The sequence below is a fragment of the Mesorhizobium sp. M0088 genome, from assembly GCF_040322895.1.
GTDB lineage: Bacteria > Pseudomonadota > Alphaproteobacteria > Rhizobiales > Rhizobiaceae > Mesorhizobium.
The window spans coordinates 1-14447 of record NZ_JAMYUI010000044.1 but is presented as its reverse complement, the minus strand read 5'-3'; the positions used below and the strand labels follow the sequence as shown (position 1 = coordinate 14447).

General features: G+C 64.3%; 13 protein-coding genes. 2 read left to right on the top strand and 11 right to left on the bottom strand.

Annotation, left to right across the window (positions count from 1 at the left end; all coding sequences use genetic code 11):
* Position 1: 1 nt before the first annotated feature.
* From phnN to NKJ67_RS33800, 9 genes are all read right to left on the bottom strand, one after another.
* On the bottom strand, positions 2-631 hold the full coding sequence (gene phnN / locus NKJ67_RS33840; RefSeq protein WP_352440539.1) for a phosphonate metabolism protein/1,5-bisphosphokinase (PRPP-forming) PhnN: 630 nt from the start codon (positions 629-631) through the stop codon (positions 2-4).
* Entirely contained in the window at positions 628-1767 is a 1140-nt protein-coding gene (locus NKJ67_RS33835; protein WP_352585694.1) for an alpha-D-ribose 1-methylphosphonate 5-triphosphate diphosphatase, read from the bottom strand. The genes phnN and NKJ67_RS33835 overlap by 4 nt, the downstream gene beginning before the upstream one ends.
* 13 nt (positions 1768-1780) lie before the next feature.
* Positions 1781-2488, bottom strand: a complete 708-nt coding sequence (locus tag NKJ67_RS33830; protein WP_128305891.1) for a DUF1045 domain-containing protein — start codon at positions 2486-2488, stop codon at positions 1781-1783.
* Between the two features lie 153 nt (positions 2489-2641).
* On the bottom strand, positions 2642-3454 hold the full coding sequence (iolB, locus tag NKJ67_RS33825; protein ID WP_352585692.1) for a 5-deoxy-glucuronate isomerase: 813 nt from the start codon (positions 3452-3454) through the stop codon (positions 2642-2644).
* Between the two features lie 333 nt (positions 3455-3787).
* The gene (locus NKJ67_RS33820; protein ID WP_023810667.1) at positions 3788-4000 is read right to left on the bottom strand and encodes a DUF3329 domain-containing protein; all 213 of its coding nucleotides are present in this window, start codon (positions 3998-4000) and stop codon (positions 3788-3790) included.
* Positions 4001-4058: 58 nt separating this feature from the next.
* Complete coding sequence (iolE, locus tag NKJ67_RS33815) at positions 4059-4976, bottom strand: myo-inosose-2 dehydratase (RefSeq protein ID WP_127383499.1); 918 nt, start codon at positions 4974-4976, stop codon at positions 4059-4061.
* Positions 4977-5095: 119 nt separating this feature from the next.
* Positions 5096-6946, bottom strand: a complete 1851-nt coding sequence (gene iolD / locus NKJ67_RS33810; RefSeq protein ID WP_352585689.1) for a 3D-(3,5/4)-trihydroxycyclohexane-1,2-dione acylhydrolase (decyclizing) — start codon at positions 6944-6946, stop codon at positions 5096-5098.
* Between the two features lie 34 nt (positions 6947-6980).
* The gene (locus NKJ67_RS33805) at positions 6981-8915 is read right to left on the bottom strand and encodes a bifunctional 5-dehydro-2-deoxygluconokinase/5-dehydro-2-deoxyphosphogluconate aldolase (RefSeq protein ID WP_352585687.1); all 1935 of its coding nucleotides are present in this window, start codon (positions 8913-8915) and stop codon (positions 6981-6983) included.
* 141 nt (positions 8916-9056) lie between these two features.
* On the bottom strand, positions 9057-9902 hold the full coding sequence (locus tag NKJ67_RS33800; RefSeq protein ID WP_352585707.1) for a MurR/RpiR family transcriptional regulator: 846 nt from the start codon (positions 9900-9902) through the stop codon (positions 9057-9059).
* 156 nt (positions 9903-10058) lie between these two features.
* On the opposite strand from NKJ67_RS33800, the gene NKJ67_RS33795 reads away from it, so the two are divergent.
* Entirely contained in the window at positions 10059-11168 is a 1110-nt protein-coding gene (locus tag NKJ67_RS33795; RefSeq protein WP_352585685.1) for a Gfo/Idh/MocA family protein, read from the top strand.
* 12 nt (positions 11169-11180) lie between these two features.
* Here NKJ67_RS33795 and NKJ67_RS33790 read toward each other — a convergent pair whose 3' ends face one another.
* The gene (locus tag NKJ67_RS33790; protein ID WP_352585683.1) at positions 11181-11882 is read right to left on the bottom strand and encodes a helix-turn-helix transcriptional regulator; all 702 of its coding nucleotides are present in this window, start codon (positions 11880-11882) and stop codon (positions 11181-11183) included.
* Positions 11883-12011: 129 nt separating this feature from the next.
* On the opposite strand from NKJ67_RS33790, the gene NKJ67_RS33785 reads away from it, so the two are divergent.
* Positions 12012-12647, top strand: coding sequence for a LysE family translocator (locus NKJ67_RS33785; RefSeq protein WP_352585681.1), 636 nt, complete (start codon positions 12012-12014; stop codon positions 12645-12647).
* 268 nt (positions 12648-12915) lie between these two features.
* On the opposite strand, the gene NKJ67_RS33780 is transcribed toward NKJ67_RS33785, so the two are convergent.
* A complete protein-coding gene (locus tag NKJ67_RS33780; protein WP_127384666.1) occupies positions 12916-14007 on the bottom strand; it encodes a 3-deoxy-7-phosphoheptulonate synthase in 1092 nt (363 codons plus the stop codon).
* Positions 14008-14447 lie beyond the last annotated feature (440 nt).

Sequence of the window (14447 nt, the reverse complement as noted above, 5' to 3'; positions counted from 1 at the left end):
CCTAGATCAGGCCCGATATGTCGGAAAAGGCCATCGCCTTGCGCAGCACCTCGGCAAAACGCTTGCCGGCGGCTTCGCGTGGGCCGCTGTTGTCGATCGAGGTGACGCCGGGCCCGGACAGAGTGACATTGGCGCTGCGCGCCAGTCGCGCCAGCACCTCGCCGCGTGACTCGCGGCCGCGCATCGCCAGACGCTCTGCCAGCACGTCGGGAGAGGCGGTGATCTCGACGATGGCCAGATTGGCATAGCGTTCGCGCAAGGAGGGGATGATCGCGCGCGACACATTGGCGACAGCGACACGGCCATTGGCGACGGACCAGTCGACATCGGCGGGGATGCCGTAGCGCAAGCCGTGCGCTTCCCAGGAGATGGCGAAGGCGCCATCGGCTTCGGCCTCGACGAAGGCGGCGTCGGCCAGCGTGTCGTGGTCCTCGCTGGCGACATCGCTCGGCCTGGTGATGACGCGGCGGACGAACTCCAGCCTTGTCTCATCGGCAAAGCGGGCGCGGGCGTAGCCGATCACCGTGTCCTTGCCGGCGCCGCTTGGGCCGACGACGGCGACGAAAACGCCATCGCGGATCGGAAACGTCTCGGCCGACAATTCCCGCTCGATCGATGCCGACACCATCATGCGACCCGGCTTCCCTGCCGCCACACGGTGCGCACCACCGGGACATGGTCGTCGACGCGCACGCGCACCAGATCGGCGCGGCGGCCCTGTTCGATGACGCCGCGATCGGTCAGGCCAACCGCATCGGCCGGGTTCTTCGAGACCATGGCGACGGCCTGCGGCAGGGAAATGCCTTCGACGACATCGCCGAGGAAGAACGCCGACTGGATCAGGCTGAAGGGAATATAGTCGGATGACAAGATGTCGAGCAGGCCGTCGCCGGCCAGCGTACGGGCGGAGACATTGCCCGAATGCGAGGCGCCGCGCATGACGTTGGGCGCGCCCATCAGCACGCCCATCCCGGCCTCTTTCGAGGCCCTGGCGGCCTCTTCCGTGGTCGGGAATTCGGCGACGCGCACGCCCTGCTCGATCGCCTCGTCGACATGGCCTGATGTGGCGTCGTCGTGGCTGGCCAGCACGATGCCGCGCTCCTGGCAGGCGGCTGATATCACCGCCCGGTTCGGCGCCGAATTGCGCGCCGATTCGGCCATCCGCTTTTCGCAGAACAGCTTGAAGTCGCGATCGGTCAGCTTCAGCTTGCGCTGGTAATAGTAGGCATAGGTCTCGAGGTTGACGAACTGGCGCTGGCCTGGCGCATGGTCCATCAGCGACGCCAGTCTGACCCGCTCGTCGCCGTCGAAATTGGCGAAAGCCCTGAGGCAGTCCGGTGCCGAAACCTCGCAGCGCAGATGGATGAAATGATCGGCGCGCAGACGGTCCTGCTTCACACTGTCCTCGATTGCGTCGGCCAGCTTGCGGATGTCGGCCGATGTCAGGTCGGCGTCTTCGTCCATGCCGACGCGCAAGGCGTCGAGCACGGTGGTGATGCCGGCGGTCGCTACCTGCGCGTCATGGGCGAGCACGGCGGCGATCGGATTCCAGCGCACCTTGGGCCGCGGCGCGTAGTGGCCTTCGAGATGGTCGGTGTGCAATTCGACCAGCCCGGGAATGACATAGTCGCCGTCCATATCCTCGCCGATGCGGCTGATGCCGGATTCGATGCCGGCGATAAAGCCGTCGCGCAGCACCAGCGAACCCTCGACGATCTCGTCGGCAAGCACGATGCGGGCATTGTGGAGAACAGTCTCGGCGGTCATTTCAGGCAGTCCTTCAGGCGGTTTTTCTGGCCGGGCGGCGCCCGAGCGCGTGATGCGAGAGCACCATGAACGGTGCACCCGGTTCGGTTTCGACAAACAAGGTCAGCGCATCCACCAGCACCTTCTGTTGCAGCACTTCCGCGAACAGGCTGTCGATCGCTGCGCGCAAACGAGGGCTTTCCTGTGACCCCGCCCGGCCCGACAGCGTCATGTGGAAGCGAAAGGTTTCGAAGACATAGGGGTAACCCCATTGGCAGAGGTTGCGGAACTCGGCCGGCTTCAGCGAATCCGGGCTGCGCCGCTCGATTTCCGCTTCGCTTAGCGGTGCGCGAAACCGGTCGAAATCGCGCACCACGTCATCGGCGAACCGGTTGAGCGCAGGCACTGGCCCTTCCGGCACCAGTGCGAAGAAGCCGTCGATCTGGCTCACGACGAGACGCGGGATGGTCACCGCCGGCGTCGCCTCGGCGAATTGGTCGAGTGCGGCGCGCAGCGAGGCTTCCGTCTCGTTGGCAGCCAGGCGGAAGGGGGCTTTCAGCGTTGCGTGAAAGCCATAACGGCGCGCCGAAGCGGTGTGGAAAGCGACTTCCGCCGCCGACAGGTCTGCCACCGCTTCGACCGGCCTCGTCGCGGCGCCAAACGGGTCGCGGCCGAGCCAGTCGGCGGCGATCCGCGCCAGTGGCTCGTCCTGCCGGGGGGTGAAATAGAGGGCGTAGCGCATGGAAAGTCCTTGTCAGCTTCGCTGCCATAGGTGATTTCCATGACGAATTGACGAAGCCTTGCTGGCTTTCAGGTAACAAAACGCTGCGGCGGGGTCATTAGCCGACGATTTTTTCGTGCTGGACCAGGGAGCGAGTGCTCACGCAGCGACCGGTCAGGCCTTCATCAGCCATTCATGCTCGGGCGCATTGTGGAATTTCCACGTCCGCTTCGGTCCGGCCATGACGTTGAGATAATAGAGGTCGTAGCCGTGGCAGGCGGCGCAGGGGTGATAACCCCCGGGCACCAGCACGACATCGCCATCCTCGATCGCCATTGCTTCATCGAGCGCGCGATGGCCGTTCTTGTCGGCATCGGTATAGACGCGCTGGAAGGCAAAACCCTGCGGCGGGTTGAGACGGTGATAGTAGGTTTCCTCGAGATAGGATTCGGCGGGCAGATTGTCCTGGTCGTGCTTGTGCGGCGGATAGCTCGACGTATGCCCGCCGGGCGTGATGACCTCGACCACCAGCAGCGAATCGGCCGGCTCGCCCTCCGGCAATATGTTGGTGACGTAGCGCGTGTTGGTGCCCTTGCCGCGCACATCCTGGCCGAGATCGTCCGGTGCGATCACCCGCACCGGCAGCCCGCCGCCAAGGCCCGGCGCCGAGCAGACGGCGAGTTCCAGTTCGGTGTCCGCTGTCACCGACCAGTCCGAACCCTCAGGCACATACACCGACCACGGCTTGCCCTCGAAGGGCGACATGCGCTCGCCGAGCAGGCCGAGCTCCTTGCCGCCGGCTGAAGCCTTGCCCCTGCCGGTGACGAACACCAGGCAGACTTCACGATCCTCGGTCCTTCCCGAGGCGCTTTCGCCAGGCTTCAGCCGATGCAGATCGAAACCGACATAGGTCCAGCCGGCGCTTTTCGGCGTCACATGGGCGACGCGGCCAAGGCCTTTGTCGGCTTTGACGAGCAGCTTCGACATTTTTGTCTCCTATTCCAGTGGCCTGACGGTTGCAGGCCTGTAAAGCCAAGTCGTTTGTTGAAAGGACCATCGCAAACGTTCGGAAATTGGCCGGCGCCCTTCCAACTTCGTCATCCTAGGGCGAAGCAGGAGCGAAGCTCCGTCGCGGAGACCCTAGGATCCATGCCGTTGCCTCGGCCGAAGGGCACAGCGGAGCGGAATCTGCACCGTCACACCAGCTTCAAAGTCATGGCATGGATCCTAGGGTCTGCGCCGCGTCGCTGCGCTCCTTGCTCCGCCCTAGGATGACGAAGTTAGAAGCACTGCAAGCCAATCGCCAACGCATGCGATCAGTCACTCCTTCGGTTCGGCCTCGGCCTTCGCCTCGTCGGCCGGCTTATAGAGATAAAAAAACTGCCAGACGGCGTAGCCGGCGAAGCCGAGCGCGATCATGCCCCAGAACGGCGTGCCGGTGGCGAACTCGATGATCGACCAGATGACGCAGACCGCGACGATGGCGACACGCCGCCACAAAGGCCGGAAGAAGGGGTGTTCGGAATCTTTCATCGGGCCAATCTACAGCAATCGGCCTCGCCGGGAACCCGTCGCACCAGCCATTGAGAAACTAGACATTTGGAAAGCCTTGCGTCTCGACCGTATAGCCGGCGGCGGTCATGACGCGCATCAATTCCTTGTAGCCAACCTGCGCCATCCTGAGTGGCGGGTTCTTCTTCGGGTCCTGCTCCGCCTCGACCACGAACCAGCCCTCATAGCCATGGTCGGCGAAGCGCTGCACGATGGCGCCGAAATCCAGCGAGCCGTCGCCCGGCACCGTGAAGGCGCCGAGCGCCACCGCGTCGAGGAAGGATTGCTTCGAGCGGTCGAGCCTGTCGATCACCTCCATGCGAACGTCCTTCACATGCACATGGCTGATGCGGGTGTGATGGTTGTCGATGGCACGCAGCACGTCGCCGCCGGCGAAGGCCAGATGGCCGGCATCGAGCAGCAGCGGAATGCCGGCTCCGGAATAGCGCATGAAGGCATCGAGTTCCGGCTCGGTCTCGACCACCGCCGCCATGTGGTGATGATAGGACAGCGGCATGCCCTGTTCGGCGCACCATTCGCCAAATTCGGTCAGGCGCTTGGCGTAGGCCTTCATCTCGTCATCCGACAGCTTAGGTTTGGTGGCGAGCGGCTTCGAGCGGTCGCCCTGGATCGAGCGGCCGACCTCGCCATAGACGATGCAAGGCGCGTTCACGGCCTTGAACAGGTCGATCATCGGCTGGATGCGATCCTTGTTGTCGGCCATCTCCCCATCGACCAGCGTGCCCGAGAACCAGCCGCCGCACAGCGTGACGTCGGCGGCCTTCAGGATCGGCAGCATGATTTCGGGGTCATTGGGAAAACGCCGGCCCATCTCCATGCCGGTGAAGCCGGCCGACCGTGATTGGCGCAGGCATTCTTCCAGCGACACATCATCGCTGAGTTCCGCAAGATCGTCGTTCCACCACGCAATGGGGGACATGCCCAGTTTGGCTTTCAAGTCGTCACTCCAGTTCAGTTCGTATTCACCCCCTTGTGGGGGTCCGAAGGACGGGCGAGACCGTTGCTCGCCCCGGCAAGTCGCTGCGAAGCAGCGGGGTAGGGGTGGCAGCGCCTATATCAATCGCCGACGGTCTGCATCTTCCGCTTCTCGTCATACGCCTTGCGCGCCGCGTTGACCTGCGGCCGTACAGACACTTCCGGCACCGCCACGTCCCACCAATGGCCCCCGGCATCGGTGGAAACCAGCGGGTCGGTGTCGATGACCAGCACGGTGGTGCGGTTGTTCTTCTTTGCCTTCTCCAGCGCGTTTTCCAGCCCGGCGATCGACGGCACCTTCTCGGCGATCGCCCCCATGCTCGCCGCATGCGCGGCAAAGTCGATGTCGGGCAGGACCTCGTGGCGCGAGTCCTTCAGGAGATTGTTGAAGTTGGCGCCGCCGGTCGCCATCTGCAGCCGGTTGATGCAGCCGTAGCCGCGATTGTCGAGCAGCACGATGGTCAGCTTCAATCCGAGCATCACCGAAGTGGCGATTTCGGAGTTCATCATCAGATAGGAGCCGTCGCCGATCATGACGACGATCTCCTCGCCGGGCTTCGCCATCTTGGCTCCGAGCCCGCCGGCAATCTCGTAGCCCATGGTCGAGAAGCCATATTCGCCATGATACGATCCGGGCGCGCCCGCCTGCCAAAGTTTGTGCAATTCGCCCGGCAGGCCGCCGGAGGCATTCAGCAGCGTCACACCGGAGCCCATGGCGCGCTGCACGGCGCCGATCACCTGCGCGTCGGACGGGTAGGCGGCATTGGTCGACGCCGTCACCTTGGCCGCCTCGGCCTGCCAGGCCTTCTTGCCGGTGGCCGCATTGTCGGTCCAGGTGGAAGGTGCCTTCCAGCCGTTCAGGGCAGCACCGAGTTCCGCCAGGCCCTCGGCCGCATCGGCCACCAATGGCAGCGCGCGGTGCTTGCCGGCGTCGAAGGGCTGCACGTTGAGCCCGATGATGGTCTTGCCGGAATTCTTGAACAGCGCCCACGAACCGGTGGTGAAATCCTGCAGGCGCGTGCCGATGGCGAGCACGACATCGGCTTCCTCAGCCAGCCGGTTGGCGGCAGAGGTGCCGGTGACGCCGACCGCCGCCATGTTGAGCGGATGATCGTCCGGCAGCGAGGATTTGCCGCCTTGCGTCTCGCAGACCGGGATGCCGGCGCTCTCGGCGAATTTCGCCAGTTCGTCCGACGCCTGCGAATAGAGGACGCCGCCGCCGGCGATCACCAGCGGTTTTTTCGCACCCTTGAGCGCGCCGACTGCAGCGGCAAGCTCATGGCGGTCAGGGCGCGGCCGGCGCTGGTGCCAGACCCGCTCGGCAAAGAAACTCTCGGGATAATCACAGGCCTCGGCCTGGACGTCCTGGCACAGCGACAGCGTCACCGGCCCGCATTCGGCCGGATCGGTCAGCACTTGCATGGCGCGGCTGAGCGCAGGAATGATCTGCTCCGGCCGGGTGATGCGGTCGAAATAGCGCGAAACCGGACGGAAGCAGTCGTTGACCGTCGCCGTGCCGTCGGAGAAATCCTCAGCCTGCTGCAGCACCGGGTCGGGAATGCGGTTGGCGAAGACGTCGCCCGGCAAAAACAGGACGGGCAACCTGTTTACATGGGCGAGCGCCGCCGCCGTCACCATGTTGAGCGCGCCGGGGCCGATCGAAGAGGTCGCGGCCATGAAGCGGCGGCGGAAATTGGCCTTGGCGTAGGCGATCGCCGCATGTGCCATCGCCTGTTCATTGTGGGCGCGGAAGGTCGGCAATTCGTCGCGCAGCTGATAGAGCGCCTCGCCGATGCCGGCGACATTGCCGTGGCCGAAGATCGCCCATACGCCGCCGAAGATGGGGACTTTGCTACCGTCGATCTCGGTCATCTGGCGCGACAGGAAGCGGGTCAGCGCCTGCGCCATCGTCAGGCGGATTGTCTTGCTCATGGTGTTTTCCTCCGCAGTCTTATTCCGCGCCTTCTTATGCCGCCTTGCGGCCGCGCGCGGCAAGCCACGCATCCGTCAACTGTTCGAAGCGCTGCGCCATGTCGGCGATCGCCTCGTCATCCGACATCTTGCCGGCCAGCCATTGTTCGGCCGCATGGACGAAGATGGTGCGGCCGACGGCAAAGCCCTTGACGATGGGCGCCTTGGCGGTGGCGGCGAACGCCGCTTCCAGCTCGTCCTGCGGCGCCTCCAGGCCAAGCAGCACGACGCCGCGGCACCACGGGTCGTGCTTCAGGATGACGGCCTCGATCTTCGCCCAGGCGCCGCTCGACGCCTGCGGCTCGAGCTTCCACCAGTCCGGCTTGATGCCGAGCGCATAGAGTTCCTCCAACGCGCGCGGGATCGTCATGTCGTCGAGCTTGCCATGTTTGCCGGCAATGATCTCGATGAGAAGTTCCCTGCCGACCTTCCGCGCGCCTTCGAACAGCGCCCGCAGTTTCTGCTGCTGTTCGTCCTTCAGCGCCGCCGGATCGTCGGGATGATAGAAGCACAGGCATTTGATGCAGTGGTCGACCGGCCATTCGACAAGCTGCGAGCCGATGTCCTGCGAGAATTCGAAGCGCAGCGGCCGCGAACCCGGCAGCTCCACCGGCCGCCCGAGCCAGGCGAAGGAATGCCTGGCGAATTCGAACATAGCCTTGCGGCCGTGTTTCTCGTCGATCAGCATGCCGTAGCCGTCGCGGCCGGCGGCGACCTTCGCAGCCGCCTTGACTGCCAGCACCTTGAAGTCTTCGATCCGCGCCGGATCGGCGCCGGCCTTCGCCGCCACATCCTCCAGCTGGATGCGATGGTCGCAGGCGAGCGCCATCAGCGAGGCGACGTCGCGCCGGCGCGTCGTCGCCCAATGGATGTGGTTGATCGCCTCGTCCTTGCGCAACGCCAGATGCTTGCTGCCGTGTTTGAGGAAGAACCGCAGTTCTTCGAAGGTCGGATATTCCGGCGCGCAGAGCAGCCGCGACACGGCGAAGGCGCCGCAGGCGTTGGCCCAGGTCGCCGCTGTCGCATGATCTTCGCCACCCAGCCAGCCGCGCAGGAAACCGGACATGAAGGCGTCGCCGGCGCCCAGCACATTGTAGATCTCGATTGGAAATCCCTTGCCGACGACACCGTCCTCGAGATCGTCGCTGATCGGTCCGTCATAGACGATGCAGCCCATGGCGCCGCGCTTCAGGACGATGGTGGCGGCCGACAGCGAGCGGATCGTCTTCAAGGCGCTCAGGCAATCGTCGGCGCCCGACGCGATCATGATCTCTTCCTCGGTGCCGACAATGAGGTCGCAATCGGGCAGCACCGTCTTGAGCTGGGCCGAGACCCGGTCCGATTTCACATAGCGCTCGAACCCCTCGGCATGGCCGGCGAGGCCCCACAGGTTCGGCCGGTAGTCGATGTCGAACACCACCTTGCCGCCCTTGGCCTTCATGATGCGGATCGCCTTGCGCTGCGCGGCATCGCTGTTGGGCCTGGAAAAATGCGTGCCGGTAACGACGATCGAGCGCGCCGAGGCGATGAAGGCCTCGTCGATGTCTTCCGGCGCCAGCGCCATGTCGGCGCAATCCGAGCGGTAGAAGATCATCGGCGAAACGCCTTCGTCCTCGACCGACAGCAGCACCAAAGCGGTAAGCCGTTCCTTGTCGGTCTTTAGGCCGTCGACATTGACGCCTTCACGCGTCAGCTGCTCGCGGATGAAGCGGCCCATCTGCTCGTCGCCGACGCGGGTGAGCAGCGCCGAGCGCAGGCCGAGCCTGGCGGTGCCGACAGAGATATTGGCCGGGCAGCCGCCGACCGATTTGGCGAAGGAGGTGATGTCCTCCAGCCGCGAGCCGATCTGCTGCCCATAAAGGTCTACGGAAGCGCGACCGATGGTGATGACGTCGAGCGGCGCGTATTCAGCGTCCACGGCTTCGCTCATTGGAACCTCCCGTCGGCCTTGTTGTGTTGGGGTACACGCGCGAGCGGCAGCGTGGCGCCGGGAATATGAAATAATAATTCCAATCCATAGTCAATATGGAATGAGCGTTCCTTCCGCGAAAAGTGCCTTTTCGGCGATGGATCAGGCCTTGCGCTTCCTGCCCGTGTCGCGTCGCTTCTCGCCGACGCCGACAGTCAGCGCCATGGCCAGCGCCATTGTCGCCGACAGCGAGCGGAAGCCGGCGAAATCGGCCTCGGCAACCTCGAACCAGACCTTGGCGAACTGGGCGAGCGGCGAAAACGAGCTGTCGGTGATGGCGACGATCGGCACGCCCTGTTCCGAAATGCTGCGCGCTTCCTCGATCGTGGCCGGTGCGTAGGGTGAGAAGGAAATGGCGATGACGGCATCCGCCGGCGTCGCGAAGCCGATCATCTCGGCATTCAGCCCGGCCGCCGATTCGATCAGCTGGTTGCGGATCTTCAGCTTGCCCAGCGCATAGGCGATGTAGGACGCCACCGGATAGGAGCGGCGCTTGGCCAGCACGTAGATGGTCTCGGCCTTCGCCAGCAGGGAAATCGCGTCTTCCAGATGCGCGTCGTCCAGCGTGCGCGAAATGTCGTTGAGCGAAGTGCTGGCGGCGGCGACGAAGCCGTCGAAGATCGACCGATGGCCGGCGCCGCCCTCAGCCTTGACGCGCAGCGCCTGCAGCCTTTCGTCATAGGATGAGTTGCGCTCGCGCAGCCGTTCGCGAAACACCTGCTGCAGGCTGGTGAAACCATCGAAGCCAAGCTGCTGGGCAAATCGGATCAGGGTTGACGGCTGCACGCCGGCCGAAGCGGCGATGCTGGCGGCGGTGCCGAAGGCGATATCGTCGGGATTGTCGAGCGCATGGGCGGCGATCTGGGCGATGCGCTTCGGCAGGCTTTCGCGCCGCTCCAGGATGGTGGTGCGCAGCGTCTCGAAATCGCGAGGTACCCGTTCGTCCATCGTCGCTCTGTCCAGGCTCATTCGTGAAGCATCCCTCTGTGCATCATCATAGCGAGCCTGCGCAAGAACACCATAAAAAATGAGGCAGACATTCCATTCCAGGTGAAAATGGACTAATTCATCCACGCAGCGCTTCAAGCAGTGGAGAAACGGAAAATGGTCGGCGTCGGTCTCATCGGTACGGGTTTCATGGGCAAGTGTCACGCCATCGCATGGAGTGCCGTCGGCGCCGTCTTTCCGGACGTTGCCAAGCCACGGCTGGTCCATCTCGGCGAGGTCAATGAAGAGCTTGCCCTGCGCAAGGCGGGCGAGTTCGGTTTCGCCAAGGCGTCGGGCGACTGGCGCGCCGTCGTCAACGATCCCGAAGTCGATGTCGTCTCGCTGACCACGCCCAACCAGTTCCATCCGGAAATGGCCATCGCGGTTCTTCAAGCCGGCAAGCATCTGTGGTGCGAAAAGCCGATGGCGCCGAGCTTTGCCGAGGCCGAGGCGATGGCGGCGGCGGCGAAAAAGTCGGGCAAGGTCGCGGCGCTCGGCTACAACTACATCCAGAGCCCGGCCATCCGCCACATCGGCGCGCTGCTCGACGAGAAGATCATCGGCGAGGTCAACCATCTGCGCATCGAGATGGACGAGGATTTCATGGCTGATCCCGAAGCGCTGTTCTTCTGGAAGCACGAGGCGGCTTCCGGTTACGGCGCGCTCGACGATTTCGCCGTGCATCCGCTGTCTCTGGTCTCAGCCCTGTTCGGCCGCGTCGCCAGTGTCATCTGCGACATGGCCAAACCCTATGCCGATCGCAAGCTGGCCAGCGGCGGCCGTCGCGCGGTGGAGACCTACGACATCGCCAGCGTGCTGATGCATCTGGAAAATGGCATTGCCGGCACGCTGCTGGTCAACCGCTCGGCCTGGGGCCGCAAGGGCCGCATCGCCGTCCAGATCTTCGGCTCGAAAGGGTCGATCCTGTTCGACCAGGAACGATCGAACGAATTCCAGCTCTATCTCACATCAGACCGGCCGACCGAGCAGGGCTACCGCACCATCCTGGTGGCGCCGCACCACAAGCCTTATGACCTCTTCGTGCCGGCGCCAGGCCATGGCCTCGGCTTCAACGATCTCAAGATCATCGAGTGCCACGAACTGCTGACGCGGCTTGAAGGCAAGCCGGCGCGGCTCATCGAGTTTGCCGAAGGGCTGGAGATCGAGCGCACGGTGCACGCGATGGCGCGCTCCTTCGAAGAAAAGCGCTGGGTGGACGTGCGGTGATATAAGCCCGCTTCAGACGAGGGTGGCCGCAGCGTTCGTCTCCCAGCCGTTGACCCAGACCTGCCGCAAGCGGTCGCCTTCGCCCTTGAAGCGTAGCCCCGTCGCCTGGCAATCCTCGATCCGGTCGCTGCGGAAATTGCGGATCGCCTGGCGCAGCTCGCACCAGGCGACGATGTTGGCGGTTTCGGCGTAGTAGATGAGCGCGATCGGGCGGATGAGGCGCTCGGAGGCCCGGCCCATCTCGTCGCGATAGGAGAGATCGAGCTTCTCCTCGTCGCGGATGGCGCGTCGCACCAGCGCCAGGTCGATCGCGCCGGTCGAGGGCGCGGCGAAACCCCAGGCATGCAGCGCATTGGCGTCGAATGCCTGCCGCAAGGGTGGCGGCACCGCGCCGGCGATCTTGGCGCTGACGCGCTTGGCCGCTTGCTTGAGCTCGCTGTCTCCGGTGCGCTCCAGCAGCGCCAGCGACAGGACGATCGCCTCCATCTCCTCGATCGAGAACATCAGCGGCGGCAGGTCGAAGCCGGGACGCAGGATATAGCCGATGCCGCGTCCGCCCTCGATCGGCACGCGCATCGCCTGCAAGGCGGCGATGTCGCGATAGATCGAGCGTACCGTCACTTCCAGCCGCTCGGCAATCGTTGCCGCCGTCACCGGCTGCCGCGCCAGCCGCACGATCTGGATGATCTCGAACAGGCGTGACGCCTTGCGCATTTTTTACCCCAGGTTACGCGCCCAACTGACACACCATTGTCAGTTGGGCTGACCTATAGGAGCGCCTATCGAATTGAAAATCAACAGGTTCCGCTGCGGTTTGGCGGAGCGAGGCGGCAGGCAACTGACATGGGCTATGCGGAAAATCTCTGGCTTTTCTTTATCCTGCTGTTCGGCATCATCGCCGTTCCGGGCATGGACATGCTCTTCGTGCTTGCCAATGCACTGACCGGCGGGCGCGACAGGGCTCTCGCCGCGACCGGCGGCATCATGGTCGGCGGCATGGTGCACACGCTGAACGGCGCCATCGGCGTCGGCCTGCTGATGCATTTCGTGCCGATCCTGTTCAAGCCGCTTCTGCTTGCCGGCGCCGCCTACATGGCCTTTATCGGCATCACGCTGATGCGCAGTTCCATCACTGTCGGTCAGGAGGGACCTGCCGGCAGCCGGTCCGCATGGAAGGCCTTTCGCCAGGGGTTTGTGACCTGCCTGATCAACCCGAAGGCATACCTGTTCGTGCTTGCCGTCTACCCGCAGTTCCTGAAACCGGACTACGGTCCGATCTGGATGCAGGCGACGGTCATGGGGCTACTGACCGTGGCCACCCAGGCTGCGATCTATGGCGGGCTGGCGATCACGGCCGGCCGCAGCCGCAACCTTCTGATCGCCAATCCGCGGGCGACCATTTTTGCCGGCCGGGCGGCCGGACTGCTGCTCTTTGCCGTGTCGGTGTTCACGGCATGGGAGGGGTTGAGAGCAGCGTAGGACATGGATTCTTGCGAAGCGGACCCCCACCCCTAACCCCTCCCCACAAGGGGGAGGGGGACTCCAGTCGGCACTGACAAGGGCAAACTCCCGACGTTTTCAGGCGTCAAGGCTCGAGCAGGAGTGCGCGGCAGCGTTCCCTCCCCCTTGTGGGGAGGGTTAGGGTGGGGGCCTTCTTCGCAAGAATCCATGTGCGATTGCCCTCCCTCTTGTGGGCAGGGGTTAGGGTGGGGTGGGGTCGTGCCGGGCAAAGGGCGGCAATAGTGGCTCAAGCAGCTCCCTGCCGGTTGTCGATCATGGCGCGGCGTGCCGAGCGGCGCCACTCGACGGCGCCGGCAAGGCCGTGCAGCACCGTCTCGGTGGTCGCCCAGTCGATGCAGCCATCGGTGATGCTCTGGCCATAGACCAGCGGCTTACCCGGCACCACGTCCTGCCGGCCGGCGACGAGGTTGCTCTCGATCATCAGGCCGATGATGCGCTCGTCGCCTGCCGCGACCTGGCCGGCGACATCTGCCGCGACCTTGGGCTGGTTCTCGGGCTTCTTGGCCGAGTTGGCGTGGCTGACATCGATCATCAGCCTGGGCGCAACGCCGATGCGGGCGAGTTCCACAGCGGCGGCTTCGACGCTCGCCGCGTCATAGTTGGGCTGAACGCCGCCGCGCAGGATGACGTGGCAGTCCTCATTGCCCGTGGTCGTGGCGATGCCGCTGCGCCCGCCCTTGGTCACCGCCATGAAATGATGCGGCTGGGCAGCCGATTTCACCGCCTCGGCGGCGATGCGCAGATTGCCGTCGGTGCCGTTCTTGAAGCCGACCGGGCAGGAGAGGCCCGAGGCGAGTTCGCGATGGATCTGGCTCTCGGTCGTGCGCGCGCCGATCGCGCCCCAGGCGACGAGGTCGGCAATGTATTGCGGGGTGGTCATGTCGAGGAATTCGGTCGCAGCCGGCAGGCCGAGATTGTTGACGGCCGACAGCACATTGCGTGCCATCCGCAGCCCCTTGTCGATGTTGAAGCTGCCGTCGAGGTCGGGATCGTTGATCAGGCCTTTCCAGCCGACCGTCGTGCGCGGTTTCTCGAAATAGACCCGCATCACGATCTCCAGCCGGTCCGACAGGCTCTCGCGCAGCGCCGCCAGACGGCTGGCATAGTCGACGGCGGCGACCGGATCGTGGATCGAACACGGGCCGACGATGACGAGCAGCCGGTCGTCGGTCCCGTTCAAGATGGCATGGGTGGCGTTGCGCGATGCGCTGACGGTACGCGTCGCCGTCAGCGTGCGCGGGATCTCCCGCATCACCTCGTCCGGCGTACTCAGTTCTCGGATTTCCTTGACCCGGAGGTCGTCTGTGGTGGTCAACACGGCTTTCTGCTCCTGTTTGGGAACCTGCCGGCTGAAAACAAAAAAGCCGCCAGGTATGGCGGCTGTTCGGATGTTGTTGCTGCAATCTTCAGATCGAGCGCAATCCTCCCGCCGCCAGCGAGCTCCTAAAGTACCAATATGTGGCGGTCAGGTTGATCATGCGGCTCATATAGTCGATGCGGAGGCGCTTGTCACGTGCCGTAGATGAGTTGGCGAAATCGCTGGCGAGAGCGCCCCTCTCCCCGTCACTATACGGGGAGAGGATGCCGGCAGGCAGGTGAGGGGCGGCGCTTGCGTCGGAAGGATAAGGACAGGGCCAAAAAGCCCCGACTTCAATCGACCCTCTAACTATCAAAGTCGGCGCTGCCCCTTGTATCTGCACGAGATGATTATGTGCGATGGAAGCGATTGAGCCTCGGGCCGGATGGCCATCCGGCCCG